At 65.0% G+C, this 14,039-nt stretch carries 14 protein-coding genes; 4 read left to right on the top strand and 10 right to left on the bottom strand.

The window, feature by feature from the left end:
• Positions 1–79: 79 nt before the first annotated feature.
• Genes andAa through andAc form a run of 4 tightly spaced genes read right to left on the bottom strand, consistent with a single transcriptional unit; the run spans position 80 to position 3,411 of the window.
• Positions 80–1,300, bottom strand: a complete 1,221-nt coding sequence (andAa, locus tag CFB40_RS21350) for an anthranilate 1,2-dioxygenase system ferredoxin--NAD(+) reductase (RefSeq protein WP_089432324.1) — start codon at positions 1,298–1,300, stop codon at positions 80–82.
• A complete protein-coding gene (gene andAb, locus CFB40_RS21345) occupies positions 1,290–1,616 on the bottom strand; it encodes an anthranilate 1,2-dioxygenase ferredoxin subunit AndAb (protein WP_006479527.1) in 327 nt (108 codons plus the stop codon). Before andAb ends, andAa begins: the two co-directional genes overlap by 11 nt.
• Positions 1,617–1,636: 20 nt before the next feature.
• Positions 1,637–2,122, bottom strand: coding sequence for an anthranilate 1,2-dioxygenase small subunit AndAd (andAd, locus tag CFB40_RS21340; protein WP_089432323.1), 486 nt, complete (start codon positions 2,120–2,122; stop codon positions 1,637–1,639).
• Positions 2,123–2,139: 17 nt separating this feature from the next.
• Entirely contained in the window at positions 2,140–3,411 is a 1,272-nt protein-coding gene (gene andAc, locus CFB40_RS21335) for an anthranilate 1,2-dioxygenase large subunit AndAc (RefSeq protein WP_089429154.1), read from the bottom strand.
• A 213-nt stretch (positions 3,412–3,624) separates the two neighbouring features.
• Here andAc and andR point away from each other — a divergent pair, with 213 nt between their 5' ends.
• Complete coding sequence (andR, locus tag CFB40_RS21330; RefSeq protein ID WP_089432322.1) at positions 3,625–4,584, top strand: anthranilate 1,2-dioxygenase regulatory protein AndR; 960 nt, start codon at positions 3,625–3,627, stop codon at positions 4,582–4,584.
• 156 nt (positions 4,585–4,740) lie between these two features.
• Here andR and CFB40_RS21325 read toward each other — a convergent pair whose 3' ends face one another.
• Positions 4,741–5,631, bottom strand: coding sequence for a LysR family transcriptional regulator (locus CFB40_RS21325; RefSeq protein ID WP_089432321.1), 891 nt, complete (start codon positions 5,629–5,631; stop codon positions 4,741–4,743).
• Positions 5,632–5,722: 91 nt separating this feature from the next.
• On the opposite strand from CFB40_RS21325, the gene CFB40_RS21320 reads away from it, so the two are divergent.
• Genes CFB40_RS21320 through catC form a run of 3 tightly spaced genes read left to right on the top strand, consistent with a single transcriptional unit; the run spans position 5,723 to position 8,125 of the window.
• The gene (locus CFB40_RS21320) at positions 5,723–6,856 is read left to right on the top strand and encodes a muconate/chloromuconate family cycloisomerase (RefSeq protein ID WP_089428086.1); all 1,134 of its coding nucleotides are present in this window, start codon (positions 5,723–5,725) and stop codon (positions 6,854–6,856) included.
• Positions 6,857–6,888: 32 nt separating this feature from the next.
• Positions 6,889–7,791, top strand: a complete 903-nt coding sequence (catA, locus tag CFB40_RS21315; protein ID WP_089428087.1) for a catechol 1,2-dioxygenase — start codon at positions 6,889–6,891, stop codon at positions 7,789–7,791.
• 43 nt (positions 7,792–7,834) lie between these two features.
• Positions 7,835–8,125, top strand: a complete 291-nt coding sequence (gene catC, locus CFB40_RS21310; protein ID WP_011355923.1) for a muconolactone Delta-isomerase — start codon at positions 7,835–7,837, stop codon at positions 8,123–8,125.
• Between the two features lie 88 nt (positions 8,126–8,213).
• Here the strand turns inward: catC and CFB40_RS21305 are convergent, their stop codons facing one another.
• From CFB40_RS21305 to tssA, 5 genes are read right to left on the bottom strand one after another with little or no spacing between them, the layout of a single operon-like run.
• Positions 8,214–8,978, bottom strand: coding sequence for a hypothetical protein (locus CFB40_RS21305; protein WP_217481541.1), 765 nt, complete (start codon positions 8,976–8,978; stop codon positions 8,214–8,216).
• Positions 8,975–9,493, bottom strand: coding sequence for a type VI secretion system lipoprotein TssJ (gene tssJ, locus CFB40_RS21300; RefSeq protein WP_089432320.1), 519 nt, complete (start codon positions 9,491–9,493; stop codon positions 8,975–8,977). Before tssJ ends, CFB40_RS21305 begins: the two co-directional genes overlap by 4 nt.
• Positions 9,494–9,506: 13 nt before the next feature.
• A complete protein-coding gene (gene tssG, locus CFB40_RS21295; RefSeq protein WP_179255316.1) occupies positions 9,507–10,610 on the bottom strand; it encodes a type VI secretion system baseplate subunit TssG in 1,104 nt (367 codons plus the stop codon).
• Between the two features lie 17 nt (positions 10,611–10,627).
• Positions 10,628–12,442 (bottom strand): type VI secretion system baseplate subunit TssF, encoded by a 1,815-nt coding sequence (tssF, locus tag CFB40_RS21290; RefSeq protein WP_089432319.1) that lies wholly within the window; start codon positions 12,440–12,442, stop codon positions 10,628–10,630.
• Positions 12,443–12,451: 9 nt separating this feature from the next.
• Positions 12,452–14,035, bottom strand: a complete 1,584-nt coding sequence (gene tssA / locus CFB40_RS21285; protein ID WP_089432318.1) for a type VI secretion system protein TssA — start codon at positions 14,033–14,035, stop codon at positions 12,452–12,454.
• Positions 14,036–14,039: the final 4 nt, after the last annotated feature.

The following is a 14,039-nucleotide window of genomic DNA, read 5'->3' as shown; positions in this document are numbered from 1 at the left end:
CGCCGGATCGGACCGGCGGATTGCACATGGCGCCGGCCGGCATCGTCACCGCACGCCGGCCCGGACGACCGAGCGCCCGCTACATGAACGTCTTCAGGTTCACCGCCGGATCCGCAAGCTTCACCGGGTCCGGCACCGCCCCCGCCGCGATCAACCGGCGCGATGCGCCGATGTCGCGCCCCAGGTTCGCCGCGGCCACCGCGACGATCCTGCCGTCATCCCCCAGGCCGAACACCGTGAACGGCCCGCTCGCCGGATCGCCGCGCACGACGATCGTGCGCTCGCTGCCGAACAGCCCGAGCATCTGCAGGTTGCAGTCGTACTGATCGGACCACAGCCACGGCAGCTCGGCATAGGTCTCGTCGGCACCGAGCAGGTTCGCGGCCGCAACCGCCGGCTGGTTCTCGGCCACCTGCCACGATTCGATCCGCACGTGACGCCCGAGCAGCGGATTGAAGTGCATCGTCACCTCGCCCGCCGCGAAGATCGCGGGATCGACCGTGCGGCAGCCCGCGTCGACGCGAATCCCGTTGTCGACCTCGAGCCCGGCCGCCTGCGCGACCTCGACATTCGGCACCACACCGATGCCGACCACGACGAGGTCGGCCGGCACGTCGCCGTGATCGGTCTCGACGATCGCGCCGCCGCCCGGCGCGCGACGGATCGCGCGCGGCAGCGTCGCCATCTGGAAGACCACGCCGCGCGCATCGTGCAACCGATGCGCATACGCGCCGACCACTTCCGGCAACGCGCGCTGCAGCAGGCGCGGCGCCGGATCGATCACCGTCACGTCACACCCGAGCTGGCGCGCCGCCGCCGCGACCTCCAGCCCGATGAACCCGCCGCCGAGCACCGCCACGCGGCGGCCCGGCGCAAGCTGCGCGCGCAACGCACGTGCATCGTCGACCGTGCGGACGTAGTGCGGCGTGACGCCTGCGTCGATCTCACCACCGAACATGCGCACCCGCGAACCCGTCGCGAGCACGAGCCGCGCATAAGCCAGCGTCGTGCCATCGTCGAGCCGCACGCGCTGCGCATCGCGTTCGATCGCATCGACGCGCGTACCGAGCCGCAGCTCGATGCGCTGCGCGTCGTACCACGCGGCGGCGCGCACGAACGCACGCTGCTCGCCGCCGTCCGTCAACAGCGCATCCTTCGACAGCGCAGGCCGGTCGTACGGCAGCTCGCGCTCCGCGCCGATCATCACGATGCGCGCCGCCGCGTCGCGCTCGCGCAGCGCTTCGGCCGTGCGCCGCGCGGCATGCCCGGCGCCGACGATCACGAACGGGTCAGCCGACATTGACTTCCACCTGCCCGTCGACGATCCGGATCGGATAGGTCCGCACCGGTTCGGTGATCGGCGCGCATTTCGGCGCGCCGGTGCGGATGTCGATCAGCCCCTGGTGCAGCGGGCATTCGACGCAGCCGTCCTCCACATAGCCTTCGGACAGCCGCGCATGGCCGTGCGTGCAGAGGTCGTGCATCGCGAACAGTTCGTCGCCGATCCGGAACACGGCGATCGGCTTCTGGCCGGCGACGCGCGCCGCCGGTTCGTCTTCGGAGAATTCGTCGAAAGCGCCGAGCGGATGCCACTCGGCGAGCGTTGCTTCGGTCATGTCTGTTCCTTGCTTCCGTATCAGATCGGGGTGGCGAGCAGCGTCTGCACGCGCGACGTGTCGTAGATCACCCGCTTGGTCTTGTAGCGCAGCCCGTCCGGCGTGCGCACGACCGTGTCGTAGTACTTGCCGGCCTGGTACACGTTCGACTCGCCGTTGCTGCGCGTCTGCACGACGACGTAGTTGCTCTCGGTGTCGATCTCGCCGTCACGTTCTGCAACAATCGTGAGGCCCGACGTCATGTGCCGGTACGTATGCTCTTCGTAGATGTTCGCGTGCCGCAGCGACACCACGCGGTCGCGCAGCATGCGCTGGTTCGTGCAGTGGACGATCCCGACCGGCAGCCCGAGGTCGGCGTTTTCCTTCGGCACGATTTCGTAGGTGCAATCCTCGGTGAACATCGTCGGCCAGGCTTCGAGCCGGTTGTTGTCGAGGTGCCCGATATAGCGGTTCTGGAGCATGTAAATCTCGAACCACGTCTTCATGTCTTCCGTCACGTTTTCCATCGTTCCGCGCTCCCGCTTCAATAGCCCATCAGCTTCTGGTAGCCGACCCAGAACTTGCGGATCAGGCTTTCGGTGATCACCGTGTCCTGCTGGTCCGGATTGCCGCGCGACATCTCGATCACCGACGTCGCGTCGCCGTCGCGCACCGTGCCGCGCTGCACGAGCTCGGTCGCCTCGGTGTCCTCCATCGAGATGTAGCCCGCGGGCCCGACGAGGTTCGCCTGCTTGATGCGCAGCGCGCGCAGCTCGGGCGTATCGTCCGCGTAGCCGAAGAAGTGGAAGATCAGTTCGAAGTTGTCGGGGCCTTTCGGCAGGATCTGCCGTGCGACCAGCGTGTTGTGGATCTGCTGGATCACGAGCTGCGGGAAGATCGGCTGGATATGGTTCGTGCAGTCCTCGTCGTATTCCGACACGAGGTCGAGAATCGATTCGTCTTCCAGATGAAAGCCTTCGTCGAACGAGCGGATGTTCTGCTGCTTGTACGCGGCCGACGTGTCGTCGCCCGTCTTCGTCACCGTGATGATGCTGTGCAGCCCGTGGTTCGCATCCGGAATCGAGCGCGCCTTCATCCCGACGCGGAAGATGTTGAAGGTCGTATGGAACAGGTGCAGCATGCTCGCGTGATACGGGTCCTTCACGTTCTCCATGTACAGCTTCCAGTTCGACTTCGAGTACTGGCGCGTACAGCCGAGATACTCGATCGGCTTGTGGAAGATCCGGTCGATCCACGGCCGCATCTGCTCGCCGAGATAGTCGGACAGCGGCATCACGTCGTCGCTGAAGGTGGCGAACACGAGCCCGCGATAGCTGTCGACGCGCAGCTTGCGCAACCCGTGCTGCTTCGGGTCGAAGTCGGCCGGCATCCCGGACATCCCCTTCTGGCCGCGCCGGAACGGCACGCCGAGCAGGTTGCCCGAATTGTCGAAGCTCCATTGGTGATAGACGCACGTGTGCGAGCTCGCGTTGCCGCGCGACTTGCGGCACACCTGCGCGCCGCGGTGCGCGCAGCGGTTCACCCACGCGGAAAGCGTGCCGTCCTCGGTACGCGTGACGACCACCGGCGTATCGCCGACGAACGTGCTCTTGAAGTCGCCGGCGTTCGGGATTTCCGCCTCCAGCGCGACGAAGTTCCACGTCGGGCCGCGGAAGATGCGCTCCTGCTCGCGATCGTAGACCGCGCGCGAGCTGAACACCTTGTACGGCACGCGCGAGCCGTCGTCGTGCGGAAAGGTCACGTCGGACGCGTCGTCGCGCGCGGCGAAAACGACGGGCGATTCTGTCTGCTCCATGTCGGACTCCTTGTCGATCCGTTGCGTTGAATGCATGGAGCCGATTTTTGAAAAGCTAATATTCGCCGTCTATCCGGAAAGTGCGATTGCGGCGGTGCAATATCCACTTTCGGCGGATTTCTGCGCTAGCATGACGGCACACACGACCGTGCGCTCGATCGCGACCCATTGATCGGATCGATACGCACGCCGTCTACACCAAGGCTGATGCCCATGTCCCCAACGTCGTTCGAGCCGCTCGCGCTGCGCGCGCACCGGCTGTTCGAATCCCGCGATCTCGACGAGACGCGCGAGCGGATCTCGCGCGTGATGCAGCCGCATGCACTGCTGCCGAACGGCCGCACGCATGGCGCGTCGCACATGGATTTCGTCAAGCTGGGCGGGCTCGGGATCGGCACGATCGCGTTCGGCGACGCGATGCGCGTGCAGGTCGACGCGGTCGACGGCTATTACCTGCTGATGTTCTGCCTGTCGGGCCAGGCCGAGGTGCGCGCGATGGGGCGACAGCTCGGCGTCGACGGCCAGACCGGCGTGCTGTGTGCGCCCGGCGAACGCTTCGACGCGGTGCTGTCGGCCGATTGCGAGCAGTTCGTGCTGCGCATCGACGCCGCGACCGTCGGCTCGCTGACCGGCGACCCGCGCGCGACGCTCGATCCCGTGCTGCACGTCAGCGACGCCGCGCTCGCCGCGTGGCGCCAGCAGCTGATGCTCGTCGCCCGCTCGCCCGAACTGCTCGAACGCGCGAACGCGAACCCGCGCGTCGCCTCCCAGCTCGAGCACCTGCTGATCGACCTGCTGATCGAAGGCCACCCGCCGTCCGTGCTGCAGGCGTCGCATCGCGACCCGGCGCCGGGTTTCGTGCGGCGCGCGCAGGAGTTCGTGAACGCGCACTACGCGCAGCCGCTGCAGCTCGCCGATATCGTCCAGGCCGCCAACGTGCCGGAACGGACGCTGCGCGACGCGTTCCTGCAGTTCCGCGGGATGAGCCCGATGCAATACCTGCGCGCGACGCGGCTCGACCACGCGCGCGAGCTGCTGCGCGGCGCGGTGTCCGACCGGCGGATCGCCGATGTCGCGCTCGATTGCGGGTTTACGCACCTGGGGCGGTTCGCGATCGCGTATCGGGAAAAGTTCGGGGAATCGCCGTCGGAAACGCTCGACGGGAAGCGGTAACGTCGTCACGCATGCGCGCGCGGCCGGGCCCGGCGGCTTGCGGAACCGCCGAAGCGCTCGCACGACAGCGCATGACATCGCGGCGCCCTCCCCGCCTCTGCCAGTGTTTGCCGAAACAGACCGTTAGTTGCAATTCGAAGAAGTTAATGACAATCGTCAACCCGCCGGCACGATCATCTCCCGCGCAATCGCGCAAAACGCGGCCGTCGCCGCGCTTTCGCCGTGCAGCCGGCGGCTCATGATGATCGGCGACGTCGCGGCCGGCTCCGGCAACCGCCGGTAGACCACGCCCTTCACGCGCACGCCCTCCACGCTCTCCGGCACCAGCGACACGCCGACCTGCGCGGCCACGAGCCCGAGCGCCGTCTGCAGCTCGCGCACCTCGTGAACGGCCGCCGGCACCAGCGCGCCGTCGCGCAGCGCCGAGAGCTGCTGATCGGCGAAGCTCGGCCGCGGCGTGCTCGGATAGACGATCAGCGTCTCGTTCGCGATATCCGCGAGCGTCAGCGGCCGGGCCGGATCGGCGAGCCGATGCCCGACCGGCAGTGCCGCGATCAGCTTTTCCTCGATCAGCGCCTCGCGCACCAGTTGGTCGTCGTCGAAGCGCAGCCGGCCGAAGCCCACGTCGATCCGCCCGCCCTTCAGCGCGCCGAGCTGCTCGAGCGTGAACATTTCGATCAGCGACAACTCGACGTCCGGCTGCGCCTCGCGAAACGCGCGGATCACGTCCGGCAGCGCGCCGTACAGCGTCGACGGCACGAAGCCGATCACGATCCGCTCCGACAGCTGCGCGAGCCGCCGCGTCAGCGGGCCGAGCTCGTCGGCCTGGTCGACGAGGCGCTTCGCCTGCGCATAGAACACGCGCCCCGCATCCGTCAGTTTCAGCGGCCGCGCGCCGCGCTCGAACAGCGGCAGCCCGATTTCGTCCTCGATCGCCTGGAGCTGGCGGCTGAGCGGCGGCTGCGTCATGTGCAGCCGCTCCGCCGCCCGCGTGATGTTCATTTCCTCGGCGACGGCGATGAAGTAGCGGAGCTGACGCAATTCCATTTCATGCCTCAAAGGTATGGAAGTAGTCGGAAAGAGTGTTGGACGACGCGGGGCGGGAATTCCTACCATGTGCACCAACAGGAGGAATCGCATGATAGCAACTGCCGCCACCATCGAACGCATCGAGACCCTGCTCGTCGACGTGCCTACGATCCGGCCCCACAAACTGTCGGTCGCCACGATGAATTGCCAGACCCTCGTGCTGGTGCGTGTTCGATGCACGGACGGTATCGAAGGCGTCGGCGAGGCGACGACCATCGGCGGTCTCGCGTACGGCGAGGAGAGCCCCGAAAGCATCAAGGTCAACATCGACACCTACTTCGCGCCGCTGCTGCAGGGCATGGACGCGACTCGCCCGGGCGCTGCGCTGGCGCGCGCCCGCAAGCTGTTCCAGGGCAACCGCTTCGCGAAGTGCGCGATCGAGACCGCGCTGTTCGACGCGCAGGCGCGCCGCCTCGGCGTGCCGCTGTCCGAGCTGTTCGGCGGCCGCCGGACCGATGCGGTCGATGTTGCATGGACGCTCGCGAGCGGCGACACGCAGCGTGATATCGCGGAAGCCGAAGCGATGCTCGACGCGCGCCGCCACCGCGCGTTCAAGCTGAAGATCGGCTCGAACGCCGTGGCCGACGACGTCGCGCACGTGATCGCGATCAAGCGCGCGCTCGGCGAGCGCGGCGACGTGCGCGTCGACGTGAACCAGGCATGGAGCGAAACCGACGCGATCTGGGCCGGCGCACGCTTGGCGGAAGCCGGCGTGAGCCTGGTCGAGCAGCCGATCGCCGCGACCAACCGCGCGGGGCTGAAACGCCTCACGCAACTGGCGCAGGTGCCGATCATGGCCGACGAGGCGCTGCACGGCCCCGTCGACGCATTCGCGCTCGCGCAGGATCGCGCGGCCGACGTGTTCGCGGTGAAGATCGCGCAATCGGGCGGCCTGCAGGGTGCGGCGAGCGTCGCGTCGATCGCGGCGGCGGCCGGCATCGAGCTGTACGGCGGCACGATGCTCGAGGGTGCGGCCGGCACGATGGCGTCCGCGCAACTGTTCAGCACGTTCGACTCGCTGAAATGGGGCACCGAACTGTTCGGCCCGCTGCTGCTCACCGAGGAAATCCTCGTCGAGCCGCTGCGTTACGCGGATTTCAAGCTGCACCTGCCGGCAGCGCCCGGCCTCGGCATCACCTTCGACTGGGCCCGCATCGAACGGATGCGACGCGACGCCCGCTGATCCCCACACGACCACCGAAACCGGAGACACAGATGAACAAGCAAGCCATCGACGCACTGCTGAAGACCTTCGACGACGCCGCCGAGAAGCCGGGCAACCCGCGCGTGCGCGCGATCGTCAACCGGATCGTGAAGGACATCTGCTACACGATCGAGGACTTCGACGTGCAGCCGAGCGAATTCTGGACGGCGCTGAACTACCTGAACGAAGCCGGCCGCGAATTCGGGCTGATCGCCGCGGGCCTCGGCCTCGAGCGCTTCCTCGACGTGCGCATGGACGAAGCCGAGGAAAAGGCCGGCATCCAGGGCGGCACGCCGCGCACGATCGAAGGGCCGCTGTATGTCGCCGGTGCGCCGGAATCGGTCGGCCATGCGCGTCTCGACGACGGCACCGACCCGGGCCAGACGCTGATCATGCGCGGCCAGGTGCTTGGCCAGGACGGCGCGCCGATCGCGAACGCACTGGTCGAGGTATGGCACGCGAACCATCTCGGCAACTACTCGTACTTCGATCAGTCGCAGCCCGCGTTCAACCTGCGCCGCTCGATCCGCACCGACGCCGAAGGCCGCTACAGCTTCCGCAGCGTGCTGCCGGTCGGCTACAGCGTGCCGCCGGGCAGCAAGACCGAGCAATTGCTCGACCAGCTCGGCCGCCACGGCCATCGTCCGGCGCACATTCACTTCTTCGTTTCGGCGGACGGTTATCGTAAGCTGACGACGCAGATCAACATCGATGGCGATCCGCATCTGTGGGACGACTTCGCCTTCGCGACGCGCGACGGGTTGATCCCGCCGGTGAAGCAGGCCGAAGGCGCGGAAGGCAAGCCGTATGGCGTCGACGGGCAGTTCGCGCTGATCGATTTCGATTTCTCGCTGCTCAAGGACAAGCAGGACGTGCCGGGCAGCGAAGTCGAGCGGGCCCGCGCGCAGGCGTGAGTGGCCTTCCGATTCGACGAACCGATAACGCAAGGAGTGCAGGATGCTGTTTCATGTGGAAATGACCGTCCGTCTGCCGACGGACATGGATCCGGTCAAGGCGGCCACGCTGAAGGCGGAAGAAAAGGCGATGTGCCAGCGGCTGATGAACGAAGGAACCTGGCGGCATCTGTGGCGGATCGCCGGGCAGTATGCGAACGTCAGTATTTTCGACGTCGAGAGCGTGCAGCAGCTGCATGACCTGCTGAGCCAGCTGCCGCTGTTCCCGTATATGGAGATGGAAGTGCGGGCGCTGTGCCGGCATCCGTCTTCGGTGCGGGAGGATGATCGGTGATCCCAGTGCGGCCCATGCCGCCGGTTGTCCGGCGCATGGGTCGCAGAACATGGCGTCGTAGTGACGCCATGCCCCCAAGCATTGACGACTATTCGACACTCGGCAGCGACCGGGAAAACTCGAAGCCGTCGCCAATCTGGTCCAGCGTCCAGCGACGCTGCGTATGCAGCTTTACCCATCGTGTACGCTCGCGGTCGTCGGACACATTTCCGACCGATATCTTGGCCTTGCCTGTCGAGTAGTTCACACTGAGATTTCGTACGACGCCCGTATTGCGCATCGTCGAGAAGTTGTCATAGCCGATCAGCATGAAATTCCGGTCTTGCCATCGGAATGTATAGGTGGTGGATCCCATTTCCCAACTCCCTGCACTGGCAAAACGACTCAGCGTGACCCGCAACGCGCCTCGGTCGACAATCACGCTCCCTTCTTCCAAAGCATCCGCGAGACAGGGGGATTCCCGGGCCGGTATGAGCGTATCGTTTCGCAACGCGACAGCGTACCGGCCATCCAGCTGCGCAAAGGCAACGACAAGAACACGCGGATTCGCGTCGAACGGGTTCTCGCACATGCCGTCATGCGATATCACGTTCGCAGGATCATTGTCACGCAAGACCAGCACAAGATCGTCGCGGCCATCACCGTTCAGGTCACCCTTCGTCTGATATTCCAGCTTCCAGCCTTTGGGAACGAAACCGTCCGGCTTTCCAGCGAGCGGCGCAATGGATGGAGACTGCACATCTCGAGCCACCGCGTGAGCGGACACGATAATGCCAAGCAAAACTGCCAGCCTGAGTCGTTTAGATAGCGTGAATGGCTTGTTCCCGCTCCGAATGGGTTGCAAGACTTTCATTTCGACCTATCCCCCGCCATCTGCAATCCATTCGACGTCAAACCGAGACGTAGAGGCTTATCCGGATCGAGCTTCTTTTTCTCGACGACCCGCTTCCAGTCTGCCGCAGCTCCGGGGACGCGGTACAACGCGACGATCGCCACATACTCCGTCTCGCGTTGCATCGGTTGAGACAAGCTCGACGAAGCGCCGGGGTTCACGACGGTCGACATATCCGCTCGCAAATCCTGGGCCAGCACGGTCCGATCGTTCTTCAGCAGATCGTCGTACGACGCCGCATCGAACGCCTTGCGATCCTTCAGTTGATAGACGCGCACGGCAACCGACGTGGGCCGTCCTACGTCGTCCGGATTCAATGCGGCGCGCGCAGTCAAATCGACATCAAGCACCTTCACCTGCTTGAAAAACACCGCACGATACGCATTCGACGAGGCATCCGACACGGATTGCCACGCACCGCAACCCGACAGCAGCAATACGGCAGCGGCAGTGGCCGCACTCATTCGATAGAACATAAACACTCCGGAGTCAGATCGTGCGCGGTACGAGATGCGGATTGGGTCGCGGCGCGGGCAACGCCTCATAGACACCCAAGGCGATATCGATCAGTCGTTCATCGACTGACGGCAACACAGTCGTCCAGCCGAGACGTGGCGCGGGGGCGGCACGTTCGACTCCAACGGCCGGCTTCGGAACGAACCGTGTCGACACCTTCATCCGCAAATGCACGTCGGCCTTGATGCCGACATACAGCTGGATGAATGCCATCACCTCCCGATGCAGCCACGCACCCGGCAGCAGGTCCTGAGCCTGCTGCGCATCAACGGGCCACAACGTCAAACGCACGGCTCGACTGCGATACGCGAGACGCCTGCCGAGCACGTAGCCGCCGCCGAGCCCGCTACGCTTCCCATCCGAAAGCACATCCGCATCCGCCTTCGCCGACGTCAACGGTGTCTGTCGACCTGTACTCGTCGTCACAGCCCAGAATTCGTCGACGCGAACATCGGCCCCCGGCGCGGCGAGCGCCACCACGCCGGCCAGCCCTTCCGACGTGCGCGTCCGCTGAATCAACAGCCCCAGCAACGCAAGCATCCGCGAGTTCGGCAGGCCTGCCCGCGAAGGCTTGTCGCCCCACCCGAATCCCGCCAGACACAACAGGTTTTGCGAATAATCGTCGACACCGCCGGCCCGGAAGCGCTCCGGATAACGATATTTCTTCCACGCGCGATAAAGCAGCGTCGCCATCCGGTGGTTGAACGGTTCGAGAAACGCCTCGACCGCTTCATGTCCCTCCTCCCGCAACACGATCTCGTCGATCATGTGCGACGGCATGGCCGCATCGACGCCATAGAGACCCATGAAAGTCGTGCGCACAGTCGGCGGCGCATCGAGGTGCTCGTCGTCGAACTCTACTGCGGCCACCTCGCCCGCCGGAAAACCCAACCGGGGACGCGGCCGGAATCGCACCGGCTCATGCTCCGGCGTATCACATGTGCCGAGGCCGGGGCGTCCGGGCGCACATGCCTCCAGCAGACGACAGAACTGCATGAATGTCATCCTCGGCGCCCGCTCGAACAACTTCACGGCCACAGCCGGCAGGCTTTTCGGCTCACCGGCTTCAGCACTCATCCGATCGATCGAAAGACTCATAGCGGCGCCCGCTGAGCCTTGCTGCGCGGCCACTCCGTCCGCGAGCGGGACGGCAGGCTGACGATCGCCAGCTTCGTGAACAGATTGATCTCCGCGTATGCGCCAAAGAACCGGTGCAGCAGTTCGCCGAACAGCATCACGTCGCCTTCACCGGAAAACGCATGCGCATCGAGCGTGACTTCGATCAAGACACCTCTCTCGACCGCTCCTCCCGACACCTCCTCGATCATTTCCTGCGACACATGCAGGATGCCGGCGAGCCGCCGCCGGTTCAGTTCCTCGTGCGTCCAGTCGTACAGCGCCAAAGCGCCGCGCAACACCTCCGCGTTCATCATCGACAGGAAATTCGGTGCGAGATGCGACAGCACGCGCCACTGGAAGCGATCTTCGGTCGGCGGATACAGCGGTAACGTCGGCGATGCGAGATTGCGCACGCCCGCGACATTGGGCGTGCTGGCCGCCAGTTCGTCGAGGCTCGCTTCGCGCAGCCCCTTGCACGGCAGCAGCCCGTTCGTGCCCGTCACACGCAGCGACAGGCTTTCCTCGGGCAGCGTGTCCATCGTTTCCCACGCGTGGCCGCCGAGTATCACCCACATTTCGTGCAACCCCGATACGCCCGAACGCACGCGCGTGTGGAAATAGCGCTCTGGTGCCTCGTGCCGCAGCATGCCGCCGCGATGCCGGAACGTCGCGAACGGCACGTATTCGTAGCGCTCGGCCGAGTCGTGATCGAACGTCGCGATCGCATCGACCGAATACGTCTCGACATGCTCGCCCTGATGGCCGGCCGGCACCACGCGATATTCGGTTTCGTGATGGTCGATTTCGATCGGCTCGGCATCCAGTTCGAACAGGTTGATGACCGGCGAACAGAACAACCGGACGTTCTCCGCGTTGAAACGCTGATCCGACGGATACGCTTCCTTCAGAAGGATCTCCAGCTCGAAGCGAGTCGATTTCTCGGGCAGTGTCGAGATATCCAGTCCGCATAGATCGACGAACAGGAATTTCTCACGGAACGTGAAGTATTCGAGCAGCAGCTGATATCCGGAGAACGCCGCATCGGCCTTGGGCCACAGCCGTTCTTCCGTCGAAAAACCCGCCGGCTCGATCGTCACGCCCGTAAGCGCCACTGGTTCGCCGTCGCGGACTTCCGGGACACGCCAATAAATCGCATCGACCTGCCGCGTCAGCGCAAGATGCATAGCGAATGCGGTCGGCAGATCCGCATTCAGATGCAGCCGAAGCCGCGACAGGTTCGTTTCGCTACGCAGCGCCGACCCTTGCAGCGAGAAGCCGAGACGGATCACCGAGCGACCGTCGTGGCGCACGGTCGGCCCAGCATGCGTGATCGACACGGGCTGCAGCGCAACGGCCTGCGTCGTCCGATACAGACATTGCACCGTCCGCGGCGTCATACCTTCCGCGCCGCCGGGCGACGGCACGTTGATCGGCGCGGACCGCACCGGCACGCCGGCTGGTACGACTTCCGACTTCTGCAGTTTCTCCGCGAACGGCGTCAACTCGACGATCGACAGCGACGGAATCATCCGAAGATAATGCGGCCACAGCAGGCTGACGAGCCCTTCAGTCAGTTCGGGCAATTCGTCGTCTAGTTTCTGCCTGAGCCGGCCCGTCAGGAAAGCAAAGCCCTCGAAAAGACGTTCAACGTACGGATCGCGATCGCCGACGCGGTCGAGATTGAGCAGGCGCGCGCGGTCGGGATGCGCCTTCGCGAATTCCTTGCCGGACTCGCGCAGGTAACGCATTTCCGCTTCGTAGTAGCGCAGGATGGGATCGTTGTTGTCCATGGGAATCCGTTACGAAAGGGTCAATGCGCGCACGGGATCGAGTACCGTGAGCTCCGCCTGCAGCTCGCTGATACGGCGGAAAAGCGCCGGCTTGTCGGCGTCCTTGCGGCTGCTCATCGCTTTCAGCGCCTTGACCAGTTGTTGCTTGACCTCGAACGTCAGCGCCGGCTCCCAGCGCATCAGCGGCAACGAGCGGGACGTTCCGTCGAGTTCGGCAAGCAGGGCGAGCGCCGCATCGTGACGGCCGGCATGATCGGCCAACCGGGCCATCACGAGCCGCTGCAAGTAGCGATGTCGATCGGTTTTCATGCCGGGCAACGCTTCGAGCCAGGCAAAAGCCGTCTCGATACCCTCGCGGGCAGCCAGTTCACGCGCCTGGGTTTCGATCTCCGGCCAGTCGCCGGCTGCATCGCTCTCGCTATCCGCGGAAACTGGCAGCGGCGCAACCGTCTCGCCGGCCTCCAGATCACGTACGACCGCATGCCGGGCAATCCATTCGAGTGTGGTGTCGTCGGCGAACGGCGTGCCGTCGCTGAACGCCAGCCGTTCGATGCCCGGCAATCGTTCGAGAAACAGTGCAAAGTCGGCACGCAGCAATTCTCGCCACGCGCTGTACGGCGTACCGACGTGATCGAGCGCCGCGTGCTGGAAGTACTGCAGATCGAACCACAAGTGATTCACGCCTTCCATGAACGCCCCTTCGACACGCTCCAGCAACTCGTGCCAGTGCTTCTGCAGCACGAGGCGCTTCATCTGCTGACGCAACTCAGCGCGTGGTGGCGCCAGACGCGTATGCGACGCCGCATCCGACGGCGGCACGTCATGAAGCGTGTCCCACCGAATGCTTCGCACGAGGCGTACCGAAGGCAAGTAGCCGTTTTCCTGATCGCGGAGCCACGCCGACATCGCGCGTGCCTGATCGAGTAAATCGCGTGTTGACGCAATTGAACCGGCCGACGTTTTGCCCGGAACGGTCGCTGCCGGCATCGCCTTGCCGGAATCGACGCTGCGTGCCGGCGCTTCCTTTTTCTCGAAGCGAGAAACGAGTGGCTGCAGATTCGGACGGGCAGCATCGGGCCACGCGGCCGTATGCGTCACGAGCACGTCGAGCGCGGCTAACGTGCGTTCGAGATCAGCGGGCACAAAGTCGCCACGACTATCCAGCGTCTCGATCACACGCGCAGTCGCCAGCATTTCAAGCGCGGCCTTCTTGGCTTCGTGACGGACGGGCAAAGCCGCTTCGCCAAACCGGTCGACGAGTGCAGCGGCCAACTCAAGTCCGTCGGCGAACCCGGCTGGGCCGTCCTGCCGCAGGCGTGCAAACGCGTAGTAGCCGGCGAGGCGTAAATCCTTGCCGGTCTCCTTGATCAGGTGTTCGCATGCGCGGACGATCAACCCGTCATCGATTCCCGACAGCTTGCCGGCTTCGTCCTTCAGTTCAAAGAATGCGTCTTCGTAGCCGGGATCGCGTCCGTATGCATGCTCGCCCGGTATCGGTGCAATCCATGTGGCCCAGGTATCCGTCCGTGCCCGCTGAAGCGAATCGATGCGGGGACCGCCGACGAGTGTCTTCACAAAATTGGCAAGCGTCATGGCA

Source organism: Burkholderia sp. AU31652 (genome assembly GCF_002223155.1).
GTDB lineage: Bacteria > Pseudomonadota > Gammaproteobacteria > Burkholderiales > Burkholderiaceae > Burkholderia.
This window is presented reverse-complemented; position numbering and strand designations above follow the sequence as displayed.

Coding starts and splice junctions, on each gene's coding strand:
- andAa (WP_089432324.1), bottom strand. CDS start 1,300: ATGTCGGCTGACCCGTTCGTGATCGTCGGCGCCGGGCATGCCGCGCGG.
- andAb (WP_006479527.1), bottom strand. CDS start 1,616: ATGACCGAAGCAACGCTCGCCGAGTGGCATCCGCTCGGCGCTTTCGAC.
- andAd (WP_089432323.1), bottom strand. CDS start 2,122: ATGGAAAACGTGACGGAAGACATGAAGACGTGGTTCGAGATTTACATG.
- andAc (WP_089429154.1), bottom strand. CDS start 3,411: ATGGAGCAGACAGAATCGCCCGTCGTTTTCGCCGCGCGCGACGACGCG.
- andR (WP_089432322.1), top strand. CDS start 3,625: ATGTCCCCAACGTCGTTCGAGCCGCTCGCGCTGCGCGCGCACCGGCTG.
- CFB40_RS21325 (WP_089432321.1), bottom strand. CDS start 5,631: ATGGAATTGCGTCAGCTCCGCTACTTCATCGCCGTCGCCGAGGAAATG.
- CFB40_RS21320 (WP_089428086.1), top strand. CDS start 5,723: ATGATAGCAACTGCCGCCACCATCGAACGCATCGAGACCCTGCTCGTC.
- catA (WP_089428087.1), top strand. CDS start 6,889: ATGAACAAGCAAGCCATCGACGCACTGCTGAAGACCTTCGACGACGCC.
- catC (WP_011355923.1), top strand. CDS start 7,835: ATGCTGTTTCATGTGGAAATGACCGTCCGTCTGCCGACGGACATGGAT.
- CFB40_RS21305 (WP_217481541.1), bottom strand. CDS start 8,978: ATGAAAGTCTTGCAACCCATTCGGAGCGGGAACAAGCCATTCACGCTA.
- tssJ (WP_089432320.1), bottom strand. CDS start 9,493: ATGTTCTATCGAATGAGTGCGGCCACTGCCGCTGCCGTATTGCTGCTG.
- tssG (WP_179255316.1), bottom strand. CDS start 10,610: ATGAGTGCTGAAGCCGGTGAGCCGAAAAGCCTGCCGGCTGTGGCCGTG.
- tssF (WP_089432319.1), bottom strand. CDS start 12,442: ATGGACAACAACGATCCCATCCTGCGCTACTACGAAGCGGAAATGCGT.
- tssA (WP_089432318.1), bottom strand. CDS start 14,035: ATGACGCTTGCCAATTTTGTGAAGACACTCGTCGGCGGTCCCCGCATC.